This window comes from Gaiella sp. (assembly GCF_057140465.1).
In genome coordinates, this window is record NZ_DBNHWK010000079.1 from 1 (window position 1) to 13,918 (window position 13,918).

14 protein-coding genes, 1 tRNA gene and 2 rRNA genes are annotated in these 13,918 nt (G+C 71.4%); 10 read left to right on the forward strand and 7 right to left on the reverse strand.

Annotated features, from left to right (window positions below; all coding sequences use genetic code 11):
* Positions 1–741: ribosomal RNA gene (locus tag AC162C_RS11690) — 23S ribosomal RNA — on the forward strand; the annotation flags it as partial.
* 68 nt (positions 742–809) lie between these two features.
* A 5S ribosomal RNA gene (gene rrf, locus AC162C_RS11695) occupies positions 810–926 on the forward strand.
* A gap of 96 nt (positions 927–1,022) precedes the next feature.
* Here the strand turns inward: rrf and AC162C_RS11700 are convergent.
* Positions 1,023–1,892, reverse strand: a complete 870-nt coding sequence (locus AC162C_RS11700; RefSeq protein ID WP_484097699.1) for a M48 family metalloprotease — start codon at positions 1,890–1,892, stop codon at positions 1,023–1,025.
* 25 nt (positions 1,893–1,917) lie between these two features.
* The gene (locus tag AC162C_RS11705) at positions 1,918–2,169 is read right to left on the reverse strand and encodes a hypothetical protein (protein ID WP_484097700.1); all 252 of its coding nucleotides are present in this window, start codon (positions 2,167–2,169) and stop codon (positions 1,918–1,920) included.
* Positions 2,170–2,314: 145 nt separating this feature from the next.
* Between AC162C_RS11705 and AC162C_RS11710 the strand changes: the two genes are divergently transcribed.
* Positions 2,315–4,753 (forward strand): ATP-binding protein, encoded by a 2,439-nt coding sequence (locus AC162C_RS11710; RefSeq protein ID WP_484097701.1) that lies wholly within the window; start codon positions 2,315–2,317, stop codon positions 4,751–4,753.
* Between the two features lie 168 nt (positions 4,754–4,921).
* Here AC162C_RS11710 and AC162C_RS11715 read toward each other — a convergent pair whose 3' ends face one another.
* Both AC162C_RS11715 and AC162C_RS11720 read right to left on the reverse strand, forming a co-directional pair.
* On the reverse strand, positions 4,922–5,071 hold the full coding sequence (locus tag AC162C_RS11715; RefSeq protein WP_462974216.1) for a hypothetical protein: 150 nt from the start codon (positions 5,069–5,071) through the stop codon (positions 4,922–4,924).
* Positions 5,072–5,338: 267 nt separating this feature from the next.
* The gene (locus AC162C_RS11720) at positions 5,339–5,881 is read right to left on the reverse strand and encodes a histidine phosphatase family protein (protein WP_484097702.1); all 543 of its coding nucleotides are present in this window, start codon (positions 5,879–5,881) and stop codon (positions 5,339–5,341) included.
* A 17-nt stretch (positions 5,882–5,898) separates the two neighbouring features.
* On the opposite strand from AC162C_RS11720, the gene AC162C_RS11725 reads away from it, so the two are divergent.
* The 5 genes from AC162C_RS11725 to AC162C_RS11745 are packed head-to-tail and all read left to right on the forward strand — an operon-like array spanning position 5,899 to position 10,793.
* Positions 5,899–6,654, forward strand: coding sequence for an SDR family NAD(P)-dependent oxidoreductase (locus AC162C_RS11725; RefSeq protein WP_484097703.1), 756 nt, complete (start codon positions 5,899–5,901; stop codon positions 6,652–6,654).
* A 59-nt stretch (positions 6,655–6,713) separates the two neighbouring features.
* A complete protein-coding gene (locus tag AC162C_RS11730) occupies positions 6,714–7,706 on the forward strand; it encodes a deoxyguanosinetriphosphate triphosphohydrolase (RefSeq protein ID WP_484097704.1) in 993 nt (330 codons plus the stop codon).
* Positions 7,703–9,358 (forward strand): DNA primase, encoded by a 1,656-nt coding sequence (gene dnaG / locus AC162C_RS11735; RefSeq protein WP_484097705.1) that lies wholly within the window; start codon positions 7,703–7,705, stop codon positions 9,356–9,358. The genes AC162C_RS11730 and dnaG overlap by 4 nt, the downstream gene beginning before the upstream one ends.
* Positions 9,359–9,384: 26 nt before the next feature.
* The gene (locus AC162C_RS11740; protein WP_484097706.1) at positions 9,385–10,305 is read left to right on the forward strand and encodes a carbon-nitrogen hydrolase family protein; all 921 of its coding nucleotides are present in this window, start codon (positions 9,385–9,387) and stop codon (positions 10,303–10,305) included.
* Positions 10,302–10,793 (forward strand): nitroreductase family deazaflavin-dependent oxidoreductase, encoded by a 492-nt coding sequence (locus AC162C_RS11745; RefSeq protein ID WP_484097707.1) that lies wholly within the window; start codon positions 10,302–10,304, stop codon positions 10,791–10,793. Before AC162C_RS11740 ends, AC162C_RS11745 begins: the two co-directional genes overlap by 4 nt.
* Here the strand turns inward: AC162C_RS11745 and AC162C_RS11750 are convergent.
* Positions 10,778–11,623 (reverse strand): sulfotransferase family protein, encoded by an 846-nt coding sequence (locus AC162C_RS11750; protein WP_484097708.1) that lies wholly within the window; start codon positions 11,621–11,623, stop codon positions 10,778–10,780. The two genes, AC162C_RS11745 and AC162C_RS11750, sit on opposite strands and share 16 nt — an antisense overlap.
* 88 nt (positions 11,624–11,711) lie before the next feature.
* Here AC162C_RS11750 and AC162C_RS11755 point away from each other — a divergent pair.
* Positions 11,712–11,784 (forward strand) — tRNA-Asn (locus AC162C_RS11755).
* A gap of 218 nt (positions 11,785–12,002) precedes the next feature.
* On the opposite strand, the gene AC162C_RS11760 is transcribed toward AC162C_RS11755, so the two are convergent.
* Together AC162C_RS11760 and AC162C_RS11765 are read right to left on the reverse strand one after the other, a co-directional pair.
* Complete coding sequence (locus AC162C_RS11760) at positions 12,003–12,392, reverse strand: nuclear transport factor 2 family protein (RefSeq protein WP_484097709.1); 390 nt, start codon at positions 12,390–12,392, stop codon at positions 12,003–12,005.
* 112 nt (positions 12,393–12,504) lie between these two features.
* Positions 12,505–12,774: a hypothetical protein gene (locus tag AC162C_RS11765; RefSeq protein ID WP_462974207.1), complete on the reverse strand. Its 270-nt coding sequence runs from the start codon at positions 12,772–12,774 to the stop codon at positions 12,505–12,507.
* 128 nt (positions 12,775–12,902) lie between these two features.
* Between AC162C_RS11765 and AC162C_RS11770 the strand changes: the two genes are divergently transcribed.
* Positions 12,903–13,918: Kelch repeat-containing protein (locus AC162C_RS11770; protein ID WP_484097710.1), on the forward strand; the 1,016-nt coding region annotated here is incomplete at its 3' end.

The following is a 13,918-nucleotide window of genomic DNA, read 5'->3' on the forward strand; positions in this document are numbered from 1 at the left end:
CCAACCTTGAAATACCACCCTTGTTTTATTGAGGTTCTAACTCGTTCCCATTATCTGGGAAGAGGACATTGTCTGGTGGGTAGTTTGACTGGGGCGGTCGCCTCCAAAAATGTAACGGAGGCGCTCAATGGTTCTCTCAGCACGGTTGGTAATCGTGCGTTGAGTGCAAAGGCAAAAGAGAGCTTGACTGCGAGCCCGACGGGGCGAGCAGGTGGGAAACCAGGACTTAGTGATCCGGCGGTTGCGAATGGAAGTGCCGTCGCTCATCGGATAAAAGGTACTCCGGGGATAACAGGCTTATCTCCCCCAAGAGTTCACATCGACGGGGAGGTTTGGCACCTCGATGTCGGCTCGTCGCATCCTGGGGCTGTAGAAGGTCCCAAGGGTTGGGCTGTTCGCCCATTAAAGCGGCACGCGAGCTGGGTTCAGAACGTCGTGAGACAGTTCGGTCCCTATCCGCCATGGGCGTTGGGAGCTTGAGAGGAGTCGTCTCTAGTACGAGAGGACCGAGATGAACAGGCCTCTGGTGTATCAGTTGTCCTGCCAAGGGCACTGCTGATTAGCCACGCCTGGACGGGATAACCGCTGAAAGCATCTAAGCGGGAAGCCCACCTCAAGATGAGGCTCCCCATCACCTCGAGTGAGTAAGGGCCGTGGTAGACGACCACGTTGATAGGCGGGCGGTGTAAGCGCGGCAACGCGTTCAGCTGACCCGTACTAATTGCCCGAGGTCTTGATTTTGAGCACGTCGACGTCGCTATGGAGTTTTGAGGGTGCGAGGCCGCGGTTGCCGCGCCCGCCCTTGACAGTTCGGCGGTCAGAGCGACGGGGAAATACCTCTTCCCATTCCGAACAGAGAAGTCAAGCCCGTTCGCGCCGATGGTACTTGGGGCGCAAGCCCCCGGGAGAGTAGGGTGCCGCCGGTTTCTTCGTACGAGGGGCCCCGAGCGGGCCCTTCGTCGTTCTGGCCTGCATCTCGTGGCGGCGCGCGAGCCGCGCGGCGCGGGACGGCGGGCCGCCGACTACGAGCCGGGGGTGCGGGACGGTTCGTGACGCACGTCGCGGAGGGCCCGCAGGCGGCGCACGCGCTCGTCGAGGCGCGGATGCGTGACGAACATCCGGCTCAGGCGGTCGCTCGGGTCGAACGGGTTGACGGTGTACAGGGGCTCGGTCGTCGGCGCGCCCTCGAAGTGGACGAGCTCTCCGGCGCGGTCGAGCCGGAGCAGGGCGTCGGCCAGGTCGTCCGGGTCGGTCGCGGCCGCGGCGACACGGTCGGCGGCGGTCTCGCGGCGCTGCGAGAGGAGGAGGTGGGTGAAGGCGGCGGCGATCGGCGCGAACACGTAGAGGAGCGCCCGCGAGAGCCAGCCACCGACGCGGCTCGTCTCGACGAGCGTGGTCGCGAAGAGCACCACGGAGGTCTGCGTGAGGACGTCACGGGAGCGGACGTGTGCGAGCTCGTGGGCGAGCACCGCGTCGAGCTCGGGGGCCGGGAGCGCTCCCAGGAGCCCGCGCGAGACGACGACGGTGGCGGAGCGGGAGCCCCGGCCGACCACGAACGCGCGCGGGAAGCCGTCGTCGATGAGGGAGATCTTCGGCCGCGGGACCGCGAGCTGCGCGGCGATCCGGTCGACCGTGCTGCGCAGGCCCGGGGCCTCGGCCTCGGCCAGCGGCCGCGCCCGCAGCATCCCGAGGAGGGCGCGATCGCCGATCCAGACGGCACCGAGGGCTGCGAGGAGTGCGCACACCGCGAACAGCACCGCTCCTCTCGTGTCGGCGAGGAGCCACCCGAGCCCCGCACAGAGGGCTGCGATCACGCCCGCGAGCACGGACGTCTTCGCGAGGTTGCCGAGGGCGGCGCCCCGGCTTCGGGGAATCGCGCTCCGGTCGTTCACGTCTGCGGGGCCGGCGCGCGACCGGTCACTCGTCGCCGTCGCGGTCCTCGTCGACCAGTCCGCGCGGCGGCCAGTCGTCGCCCTGCGGCGCGTCGCACCGGCTCGAGCAGTGGAGGGACGCGACGTTCTGCAGGGGGACGAGGATGTGGCCGTTGAGCTCGACGTGCGGGACGTCCTCGATCGAGCAGTACGCGGTGAGTACGCCCTCCTGGTACTCGCCCCCGAACAGCGCGAGCTCCACCTGCTCACCCTTGTACTTGTTCGTGTAGTCCTCCACGGCCCGACACAGTAACGATTCCGCTCGACCATGCGATCGTCCCCGAAGCGGTCGGAACTCGCTCATGCGCCGGTATCTGGACTGAACGCGGCATCCGGCAGAGAATCGGCCTACCTCCATGCGGAGTGACCTCCCCTCCGGTACCGTGACCTTCGTCTTCACGGACGTCGAGGCCTCGACGAGGCTGCTGCACGAGCTCGGCGCGGAGGCGTACGGTGAGGCGCTCGCCGGGCATCGGCGGGTGATCCGCGAGGCGTGTGCCGTCGAGGGCGGGGTCGAGGTCGACACGCAGGGCGACGCGTTCTTCTTCGCGTTCCCGACCGCCGCCGGGGCGCTCGCCGCCGCCTCAGCCCTCACCGATGCCCTGGCCGCTGGGCCGATCCGGGTGCGGGTCGGCCTGCATACAGGGAGGCCTCTCCTGACCGACGAGGGCTACGTCGGGGACGACGTGCACCTGGCCGCCCGGATCGCTGCCTCCGCCCACGGCGGCCAGGTGGTCTGCTCGGCCGCCAGTGCGCAGCTCGTCGACCGAGGGCTGACCGACCTCGGAGAGCACCGGTTCAAGGACATCGAGGGACCGGTCTCGATCTTCCAGCTCGGAGACGGAAGCTTCCCCCCGCTCACCACGATCTCGAACACGAACCTCCCCCGCCCCGCGAGCTCCTTCGTCGGCCGGGAGATCGAGCTCGGCGAGGTGCTCGCCCGGATCGAGGAAGGCGCACGCCTCGTCACCCTCACCGGCCCCGGCGGCACCGGCAAGACCCGCCTCGCCCTCGAGGCAGCGTCAACGCTCGTTCCTGCCTACAGGGCGGGCGTCTTCTGGGTCGGGCTCGCCTCCGTGAGGGACCCGGCGCTTGTCACCGAGACAATCGCGCAGGTAGTCGGCGCCCGGGGCTCGCTCGCAACCCACATCGGCGAGCGCGAGCTGCTCCTCCTCCTCGACAACCTCGAGCAGGTGATCGACGCCGCGGCCTCGCTCTCCACGCTGCTGTCGGCCTGCCCCAACCTCACCCTCCTCGTCACGAGCCGCGAGCTCCTGCGCATCCAGGGCGAGGTGGAGTACCCCGTCCTACCACTCGCCGAGCCGGAGGCCGTCGCCCTCTTCTGCAGCCGTGCGCAGCTCGCACCGAGCGAGGAGATCGCCGAGCTCTGCGCGCGCCTCGACTCGCTCCCGCTCGCGCTCGAGCTCGCCGCCGCCCGCACGACGGCGCTCACGGCTGCCCAGATCCTCGAGCGCCTCTCACGCCGCCTCGATCTCCTCGAAGGTGGCCGCGACGCCGACCCCCGTCACCTCACGCTCCGAGCCACGATCGAGTGGAGCCACGACCTCCTCGCCCCGGGGGAGCAGCAGCTCTTCGCCCGCCTCTCGGTGTTCGTCGGCGGCTGCACGCTCGAGGCGGCCGAGAAGGTCGCCGGCGCCGACCTCGACACTCTCCAGCGCCTGGTCGAGAAGAGTCTCGTTCGCTTCACCCCCTCCGACACCGGAGGCCGCTACTGGATGCTTGAGACGATCCGGGAGTACGCCGCGGAGCGACTGGAGGGCTCGGGCGACGCCGGTGAACTGCGCGCGCGGCACGCGGAGTGGTTCATGGCGCTGGCGGACGAGGTGGAGCCGCGCATGCGAGTGGACTGGGAGCACGGGCTCGATCGTCTCGAGGACGAGCGTCACAACCTGTGGGCCGCACTCGACCGGTTCGAGGAGACAGGAGCCACGCAAGCCGTGCTCCGCATGGGGGGCGCGCTATGGCGGTTCTGGAACATCAGGGGTTACTCCCAGGAAGCGAGACGCCGTCTCGAGAAAGCGCTGGACGCGGCAGGCGATCCGACGGATGCGCGCGCGCGAGCGCTGATCGCGGTCGCAGCGATGGCAACGAGGAGCGGCGACCACACAGCGGGCATGAGCCGCGCGAGTGAGGCCTTCACGCTCTGCCGCTCGCTCGGCGACACGTGGGGAGCCACACTCGCTCAGTCGTACATCGCCACTGCGGCCGCCGAGCAACGCTCCTGGGATCCGGCCCGGCTTCTGATCGAGGACGCCCGAGGCGCGTTCCTCGCGCTCGGGGACGAGTACCACGCGATGCTGGCGACATGGCTCCTCGCCTGCGTGTGCCGGGAGCTGGGCGATCACGAGCGCTCCGTCGCGTTGCTCGACGAGAACCTCCGTCGGGCACGCGAGCTCGACAACCGGCGGGTAGCGGCGATGTCTCTCGCGGCGCTGGCGATGCACGCGGTCGACGACGACCGCATCCGGGACGCCGTGTCCATGCTCGAGACCGCGTACAGGATCGATTGCGCGGTCGGAGAGGCAGACGGGATCGCACTCGATGTGTGCCGGTTCGCCTATGCACTCCTCGCAACGGGAGACGTGGAGACTTCCGCGCGCGTGCTCGCCAAGGGCGAGAGCCTGCTCCGTGAGATCGGGGCGACGCGGTCCTCGATCTTCGCCGTGGAGGCGAGGGTCGAGAGCACGCTCGCCGACGTGCGCGATCGGCTCGACGACTCTGCGCTCACGCGACTACGGGAAGAAGGCGAGCGGCTGACGGCGGACGAGGCCGTGGCCCTCGCACTGTCGTCCCTGGGCTGAGCACCCACGGCCGGCGGCTCTGCCACGAGCTCGCCGCCCCCCGATGCGCAGCTCGGCGCCCTGCGTGCGGTGAGCGCGTGGAGCCCATGCCCTCGGGGCCACCGCCGTGTCTCCCACACAGCGCTCTCGCTCGCTCCGCCGGGGTGTCGTGGGCCGCGCCGGCTGCGCTCAGACGACGCCTCTCGTGCTTCGGGCCCGACGCCCGAAGACGAGCGCACCCATGAGGAGGACGATCACCACGTCCACTCCGAGGATGCACAGCACTGTCAACCAGTCCGACACGATCGCGTCCTCCTCGCCGCTCGTCTCAGCCTCCACAGACCCCGTGAGGCCCGCATCACCCGAACGAGTGATGCATCCGAGGCTAGGAGAGCATCCGGACGGAGGCGGACACGTCCGGAAGAGGACGTGCCGGAGGCCCTGCCACGCGAGGGGGTGAGGCACGGCGGAGCTTCCGGCACGAGCACGCTCACGGGTGAGCGTGAACGTGCTTTCAGCCATTATAGCCTGCCCGTGCGACGCGGAGGTGCGAGGGCGCCGTCCGGACGGATCGTGGGAGATGCGCCGGTCGGCGCTTCACGCGCCTCAGGCCGTGCAGAAGTGACCGTCGTCGACGACCAGGCGGAGGACGTGACAGTTCACGATCGGCTCGTCGTCGACCGTTCCGAGCGTGCGCTGGACTGCCCGCAGCGGCCCTCCGTGGGAGACGACGACCACCATCTCACCCTCGTGGCGGGCAGCGATCTCACGGAGGGCGTGGAGCACGCGATCGGCCATCTCGTCGCGTGTCTCGCCGTCTCCCCAGGGCCCGGACAGCGCGTCCGGGTCGCGCGACAGGATCTCGTCGCGCGTCAGCCCCTCCCAGGAGCCGAAGTCCTTCTCGCGGAGGTCAGGCGTCGTCGTGACGGGGTGACCCGAGGCCCGCGCCACCTCGCAGGCGGTGTCGCGGGCGCGCCGGAGGTCGCTCGCGTAGACGGCGTCGACCCGCTCGGCGGCGAGCCGCGCCGCGAGTGCCTGCGCCTGTGCCCGGCCGGTGTCGTTGAGGGGCACGTCGGAGTGGCCCTGCACCCGACCCTCGCGGTTCCAGTCCGTCTCGCCGTGTCGCACGAGCAGAAGCGTCGCCGCCATACGGCTAGGCTAGCCGGGTGGACCTCGGCCTCGATGGAGCGCGGTGCCTCGTCACGGGGTCGACGGCCGGCATCGGACGCGAGACCGCGGCGCAGCTCTCGGGCGAAGGAGCACGCGTGGTCACGAGCGGTCGGCGCGACGCACCCGGCGTCGGCGAGCTCGCGCACGTCGTCGCCGACCTCGGGCTGGCCGGCGAGCCGGAGCGCGTCGTCGCGGAGGCGGCGGGAGCGCTCGGTGGGCTCGACGTCCTCGTCAACAACGTGGGCGTCGCCCGGCAGGCGCGGTTCGAGGAGGTGCCGGACGACGAGTGGGACGCGTACTGGCAGCTCAACGTGATGAGCTACGTCCGGTCGATCCGGGCGGCGCTCCCGCACCTCCGGGAGAGCGGCGCCGCGGCGATCGTCAACGTCTCCTCCACGGCGGGGAAGCGCCCGTCGACGGGGATGCCGCACTACTCGGTCACCAAGGCGGCCGTCCTCTCGCTCTCCCGCCTCGTCGCCGACCTCTACGCGGGCGACGGCATCCGCAGCAACGCCGTCACCCCAGGGCCCACCGCCACCGACGCGTGGCTCGGGGACGGCGGGCTCGCCGATCAGCAGGGCGGGTCGCGCGACGACGTGCTCGCCAAGGTGGGCGCCGGCCGGCCGCTCGGACGTCTGGCGACCGCCGAGGAGATCGCGAGCGTGGTGGTGTTCCTCTGCTCGCCGCGGGCGTCCTACGTGACCGGGGCCGCGTGGAGCGCCGACGGCGGCACCGTCCCGATCATCCTCTGACGACGCCGCGAGAGGAACGCCGGAGGCCCCCAGTCCGGGAGGACGACTACCCTGCAGGCGTGGAGGTCGCCGGTCGAGTCGCGGACGCGTTCGAGGAACGCGTCCGCTCGCGGGAGCGGCTGCTCTCGCCGCTCGCGGTCGGCTCGTACGAGACGCGTGGGCGCGAGCAGCCCGAGGAGCCGTGCGCGGTGCGCACCCCCTTCCAGCGTGACCGCGATCGGGTGACGCACTCGAAGTCGTTCCGGCGCCTCAAGGGCAAGACACAGGTGTTCATCGACCCGGAGGGCGACCACATCCGGACGAGGATGACCCACACGCTCGAGACGACCGCGATCTCGCGCGTCGTCGCGCGGGCGCTCGCGCTGAACGAGGACCTGACGGAGGCGATCGGCCTCGGGCACGACGTCGGCCACCCGCCGTTCGGCCATGCCGGTGAGTACGCCCTCGACCGGCTGCTGTCGACCCGGTACGAGAGGCGATTCCGGCACAACGAGCAGTCGCGACGCGTCGTGGATCTGCTTGAGCGCGACGGCGAGGGCCTCAATCTCACGTGGGAGGTTCGCGACGGCATCCTCAACCACACGGGGCCGGAGCTCCCCGACTCGCTCGAGGGCCGGATCGTGCGCATCGTCGACCGCGTCGCGTACATCAACCACGACATCGACGACGCGGTGAGCGCCGGCGTGCTCGACCCATCCGAGCTCCCCGCCGACGAGATCGCGCTCCTCGGCGCCACCGGCTCGGCACGCATCGACCGACTGGTGCACGACCTCGTCGAGACGTCCGATGGCGCCGGCGACATCGTGCAGAGCACCGAGATCGGCGAGGCGATGCTCTCGCTCCGCGCGTTCATGTTCGAGCGGGTCTACCTCGGCCCGCGCGCCGCCGTCGAGCACGCGCGTGCGCACGACGTCGTGGGGCGCGTCTTCGACCATCTCGTGGAGCGACCGGAGCTCGTCCCTGCAGGGCCGGGGGACGAGGTCTCCCGGGTGACCGACTACGTCGCCGGGATGACCGATCGCTTCGCGCTCGCGTACGCTCGCGACCTGTGAGCCGGATCAAGGACTCGTCGGTGCGCGAGGTCGTCGCCGCGGCCGACATCGTCGACGTCGTCTCGCAGCGCACGGCGCTCCGCAAGCGGGGCGCTCGCTTCACCGGTCGTTGCCCCTTCCACGAGGAGCGCACGCCGAGCTTCTCGGTCAACGCGACCGACAAGCTCTACTACTGCTTCGGCTGTCACCGCGGCGGCGACGTCGTCCGGTTCGTCCAGGAGACCGAGAGCGTCGACTTCGTGGGCGCCGTCGAATGGCTCGCCGACCGCTTCCGCGTGCAGCTCGAGTACGAGGAGGTGTCGCCGGCGGCCGAACGTGCCCGCCAGCGCCGTGAGCGGCTTCACCAGGCGCTCGAGCAGGCGACGACGTACTTCGAGCGGTACCTCTGGGAGGCGCCGGCCGGAGAAGCGGTTCGCGACTACCTCACCGGCCGCGGGCTCGGCGGGGAGATCACGCGTGAGTTCCGCCTCGGGCTCTCGCCGGGGCGCGGGCTCGTGGCGAAGGCGCGAGAGCGGGGGTTCACGCTGGACGAGCTGAAGGCGGTCGGGCTCGCGAACGCGCGGGGCAACGACTACTTCTCGTTCCGGCTGATGTTTCCGCTCGCCGACGCGCGGGGGCGGGTGATCGGGTTCCAGGCCCGCAAGCTCCGTGAGGACGACCCGCTACGGGGGAAGTACGTGAACTCCCCGGAGGGTGAGCTGTTCAAGAAGAGCGCCGTCCTCTACGGGCTGCACCTCGCCCGCCAGGCGATCGCACGGCAGGATCGCGCAGTCGTCGTCGAGGGGAACACCGACGTGATCGCGCTCCGGCAGGTGGGCTTCGAGCCGGTGGTGGCCGCGATGGGCACCGCGCTCACCGAGCCGCACGTGCGGGAGCTCGGACGGCTCACCAAGCGGCTGTACCTGTGCTTCGACGCCGACGCGGCGGGCCAGGAGGCGACGCTGCGGGGGATGGAGCTCGCGGTGCGACAGGGCTTCGACGTGCGTGTCGTCACGCTCCCGCCCGGGCTCGACCCGGCCGATGCTCCGGATGGCTTCGAGGGGCGCCTCGTGGGCGCCGAGAGCTACCTCCACTACCGTGTGCGGATCGAGATCGAGCGCGCCGAAGACCGCCAGGAGGCCTTCGTGCGGGCGCGCGAGGTCCTCGCCGCGGCCGAGGACTCACCCGAGCGGCACGAGGCGCTCCGCCTCCTCGCCGACCGCCTCGACCTGCCCCGTGAGACCCTGGCCGGGCTCGCGCCCGCAGGTCGTCCCTCCGGGCGCGGTGGCCCGACCCAGGAGCAGCCCCCCCGCCTGCTCGCCGCCGGCGAGCGTCTCGAGCGCGACGCGCTGGCGGCATGCCTCGTGCACGAGGGCCTGCGCCGGCAGCTCGCGGCCCTGTCCGCCGACCACCTCGACGACGAGCTGCACCGCCGCTTCCGCACGGTGCTCGTCGAGGGTGGGGCAGAGGACCCGGAGCTCGTCGCGCTGCGGGCGGAGCTCGACGCGCGGGCGGAGCGGGAGGCGATCGACGAGCGGACGGGGACCGAGCTCCTGCTCCGGCTGCGCGAGCGCAAGCTGCGGCGGGATCTCCACGGCGCCGACCTCGCACGGGCGACGGAGCTGCAGGCCCATCTCGCCAAGGTCCGCCAGGCCCTGGGCGAGCTCGCCTAGCGGCATCCGCGGGGTAGGCTGTCGCGATGGACGACCTTGTCCGCGTCGCCTGCTGCCAGGTCGAGCCGGCCGTCCTCGACCTCGACGCGACGCTCGACCGGCTCCAGGAGGTCACCGGGGAGGCGGCGGCGGCGGGAGCGCACCTCGTCGTGTTCCCCGAGACGTTCGTGTCCGCGTACCCGTCGTCGGTCTGGGCGAAGGCGCTCGCCGGCTGGGCCGAGGACGGGGCGAAGGAGGCCTTCGCGATGCTCGCCCGATCGTCGGTGGACGTCCCCGGCGCAGCGTGCGACCGGCTCGGCGCCGTGGCGCGCGACAACGGCGTCTGGCTCGTCACCGGCGTCAACGAGCGAGACCCCGAGCGTCCGGGGACGCTGTACAACACGCTGCTGTACCACGCACCCGACGGGCGGCTCGCGCTCCACCATCGCAAGCTCGTGCCGACGAACCACGAGCGGCTGGTCTGGGGCCAGGGCGACGGGCGCGGCTTGCGCGCGATCGCGACGCCACTGGGGCGCATCGGAGGCCTCGTGTGCTGGGAGAACTACATGCCGCTCGCGCGATTCGCGCTGTACGAGTCCGGCGTCGAGCTGTACATCGCCTCGACGGCCGACGACGGCGACGCGTGGCAGGCGACGCTCGTCCACGTCGCGCGCGAGTCGCGGGCCTTCGTGATCTCGCCGTGCCACTTCCAGCGTGCGGCGTCGTATCCGCCGGAGTTCCCGCTCCGACGCCTGATCGAGAAACGGGACCTGATCGGCCGTGGTGGGAGCGCGATCCTCGCCCCCGACGGCACGTACCTCGCGGGCCCGCTCTACGGCGAGGAGGGAATCCTGTACGCCGACCTCGATCCGGCGCGGCTGATCGAGGAGCGCCAGCGCTTCGACCCGGCCGGGCACTACCACCGGCCGGAGCTCCTCCAGCTCCACGTGGCCGACACCGTGCGGTGAACCCGTACGCGTCGGCGGTGCGGGCGCTCGGCCGTACGCGGGCGTTCTCGTGGGTGGGGGCACGCGCGCTGCACCGCCTCGATCTCCCCTTCCGCGACCGTCGGCACTCCATCACGTCGCTCGGCACCGACTTCCCCCTCTGCTACCTGACCGTGCGCGGACGGCGGAGCGCGGTGGAGCGCACGGTGCCGTTGCTCTACGTCGAGGACGGCGAGCGGGTCGTCCTGATCGCGTCGAACTGGGGACGGCCCGATCACCCGGCGTGGGCGCTGAACCTGGACGCTGCGTCCTCCGCGACGGTGACGGTCGACGGCGTGAGCCGGGTGCTGCGACCCCGGCGGGCGCGGGTGGACGAGTTCGAGCGCTACTGGAGCGCCGCCCTCGCGTTCTGGCCGGGCTACGAGGGCTACCGGCACCGTGCCGGCCGCGAGATCCGCATGTTCGTCCTCGAGCCGGGCGAGCCGGCGGACGGTCAGGGCTCGAGGTAGCCGAGGTCCCGAAGCAGGTCGCCGGCCTCCCGCTCGATGTCCGCGAGCTCCTCCGCCGAGAGGTCGCGGCGGAAGCGGCCGATCGACTCCGCGTGCACCGCACGCAGTGCGGTTGCGAGCGGCTCGACCGGGGCGTCGACGTGCGCCGCGAGGAGCTCGGCGGCGGCGTCCGGGTCGGCGGCGAGCGACTCGTAGCGAAGCTCGAACACCGGGCCGTATGCAGAACGGGCCGCCTCGACGTACCGGCGCCAGGCCCAGGCGACGCGCTGGGCCTCGGAGACCGTCGAGAACTCGTCGTGTCGCTCCACCTCCACCCAGAAGCGCGGCTCCACCCCGTACCGGAGCCCCGCGTCGTCGGCGCCCCCGGCACGGGCGCTGCCGAGCCATCCCTTCTCGAGCAGCGAGCAGCAGACGTCCCGGCCGTCGCGGACGATGTGCACGACGCGGCACTCGGGGAATGCGACGAGCGCGGCGTCGACGAGGTAGGCCATCTCGGGCGTCTGCTCGACGGGCCGGACCGCGCCGACGAGCCCGACACGCCGTGCGGCGTCGACGATCGTGCGCAGGCGTGCAGCGGCATCGGGCACGGGGAGCGCCACGAGCTCGGGAATGGCGGCCTTCACCGGCGCGACCTCGCCCATGTCGACGAACCCGGGCAGCGAGCCGATCGCACCGCCGAGGAACGTCGTGCCCGACCGCGGCGATCCGACGACGAACACGAGACGGTCGTCACGCCGCCCGAAGCGCTCGCGTCGTGTCGCTCCACGGCGCAGCGCGAGTCGACGCGCGACACGCGCCTGCAGGCCGGCGGAGCGGACGACGCTGCGCATCGCGGCATTGTTCCAGAGGCGCGGCCCGTCGCCCCGCGTTCCCCTTCCCGGCTCCTGCCGTGGACGCAGCTAGAATCTGGGCGCTCCTTCCCCGGTAGCTCAATTGGCAGAGCATCCGGCTGTTAACCGGAGGGTTGTTGGTTCGAGTCCAACCCGGGGAGCTCCGAGGCACGAGGAACCACGCGGACGGTCTGCAGAGCGGTGAGTGACGCCGCCGGCGCACGGCGCCTCACGCGTGGCGGCGATCAGGCAGCAGTTCCCTACCGGACGAGTGTCTCCGACCCTGAGGTCGCGGTACGGACGCTCGACGTCGGCCACGGCGGCGGTCGAATCGCGACAGGGCGCGGGGTGCCGCGCCGGCCGTCACGGCCTGGCGCCGCTACTTCAGCGGCGACACCCCGTCGATCCACACGATCACGCGGCGGAAGCGCCCGTCCGGCGCGAACTCGAAGACGTTGCACGTGACCACCGTCTCGGGCGTGCCGTCGGCCCGGACGTGGGGGCAGGTCTGCTCCGTCGCCGCCCTCGCCGCGGCCTCGTCGACGACGAGGTTCGTCACGCCGTGCCTGATCACGTCGTAGTCCGCGAAGAACGTCGTGAACATGCCTTCGATCTCGTCCTTCCCGGCGAACGTCAACCCGGCTGTCTGCACCGTGAACGTCGCGTCGTCGTGGAAGAACCCGAGCGTCGCCGCCATGTCCTTGCGGTCGACCGCCTCGAAGTAGGCGGCCGGCGCCGCAGCCAGCTGCTCCCTCGTCACACCGTCCATCGCTCGGCCACCTCCAGGTCGCTCTCCTGGGCGTCCACTCTACGTGACGCTCACCCGGCGCTCGCCGGCTGGACGGCCTCGTGCCCGTGGCGGATCGCAGCGGCCCGTCGCGTCACGTCGGCGGCGCTCGCTCGACGAAGAGCGCCGCGATCGCGGCGACGTCCCCGAGCGTCGGGCCGGTCTCGACGAGGTACCGCTCGAGCCAGCGCAGAGCGGCGCGCTCGTACTTGGGGCTGCGACGCTCCGCGTAGAGGTGGACGAGCTGCAGCGCATCGTCCAGCGACAGCCGGCCGAGCTCGAGTGCGGCGAGCTCCGCCTGGACGAGGTCGCGCCGCGCGAGCGCCCGTGCGAACCGGCCGTGGGCTGTCCCCTGCGATGTCACGAACACATGTTCGCACGGACCGTGGGATCGGGTGACGAGGCGTTGACCGTCGACGGAAGACGGGGCATGCTTGGAGTCGAGGACCGCGGACGGGGCGCGGCGAACGAGGGGAGATCGGGGGGGAGACGATGAATGGACGGCTCGTGCGCATCGTGCTGGGCATCGCGCTCGGCGCGGCGACGCTCGCGGCGACGGCGACGGCGACCGCGACGGCAGCGAACGGGGCGCCCGATATCGGCGCGTACACCTGGACGAAGGTGTACGACGGGCAGGGCCAGGGCTGGGCCGGACGGGCAGGGCTGCAGGCGGTCGAGCTGCGCAACCGTCTCTACGTGATGGGCGGACGGACGCCGGACCCGACCGTGCTCAACCCCTTCGGCAGCACGCTCTGGAACGACGTGTGGGTGAGCGGCGACGTCGGGAAGACGTGGCGTCAGGTGACGAACGGAGCACCGTGGGCCGCCCGCGGCTACTTCCAGGCGGTGACGAAGGGCGGCTCGATGTTCGTGCTCGGCGGCCAGGACTTCAGCGTCGTGTCGAATCCCATCTTCCCCGGTCAGTGCCCGCCCGCACCGATCCCGTGCCCGCCGGTCGTCCCGGACTCGCAGTTCTTCAACGACGTCTGGGCGTCGCGCGACGGGTCGTCATGGACGGAGCTCACGTCGGCTGCGCCGTGGGCCGGCCGAGCCGGTCTGAGCGCGATCGTCTTCAAGGGGTGGATCTACGTCCTCGGCGGCGGCAGCGGTGACGACGTCGCGATCGGCGGCAGCGGCCGCGTGCTCTACGACGACGTGTGGCGCTCGCGCGACGGCGCGAGCTGGGAGCTCGTGACCGGCGACGCGCCCTGGCCCGCACGTGCGGGTGCAGCCCTCGTCGAGAAGGGCGGCTTCCTGTACCTGCTCGGCGGCGAGGACGGCTTCCTGTGCGTCCCCGGAGCAGGAGGGCTCGACTGCCCGTACTTCAACGACGTCTGGCGCTCCCGCGACGGCGCCTCCTGGGAGCTCGTGACGATGGCCGCCGGATGGAGCCCGCGCCCGGGCCATCAGTGCCAGGCCCTCCTCGACCGGATCGTCTGCTTCGGAGGCTTCGGTTGGCCCGTCGGCTTCCCCCCGGGCCCGTTCGCACCGGGGCACCCTGCCGACGT

Bases quoted from the DNA above. Each gene is read 5' to 3' on its own strand.
- AC162C_RS11720 (WP_484097702.1), bottom strand. From the start codon at position 5,881: ATGGCGGCGACGCTTCTGCTCGTGCGACACGGCGAGACGGACTGGAAC.
- AC162C_RS11740 (WP_484097706.1), top strand. From the start codon at position 9,385: ATGGACGACCTTGTCCGCGTCGCCTGCTGCCAGGTCGAGCCGGCCGTC.
- AC162C_RS11750 (WP_484097708.1), bottom strand. From the start codon at position 11,623: ATGCGCAGCGTCGTCCGCTCCGCCGGCCTGCAGGCGCGTGTCGCGCGT.
- AC162C_RS11760 (WP_484097709.1), bottom strand. From the start codon at position 12,392: ATGGACGGTGTGACGAGGGAGCAGCTGGCTGCGGCGCCGGCCGCCTAC.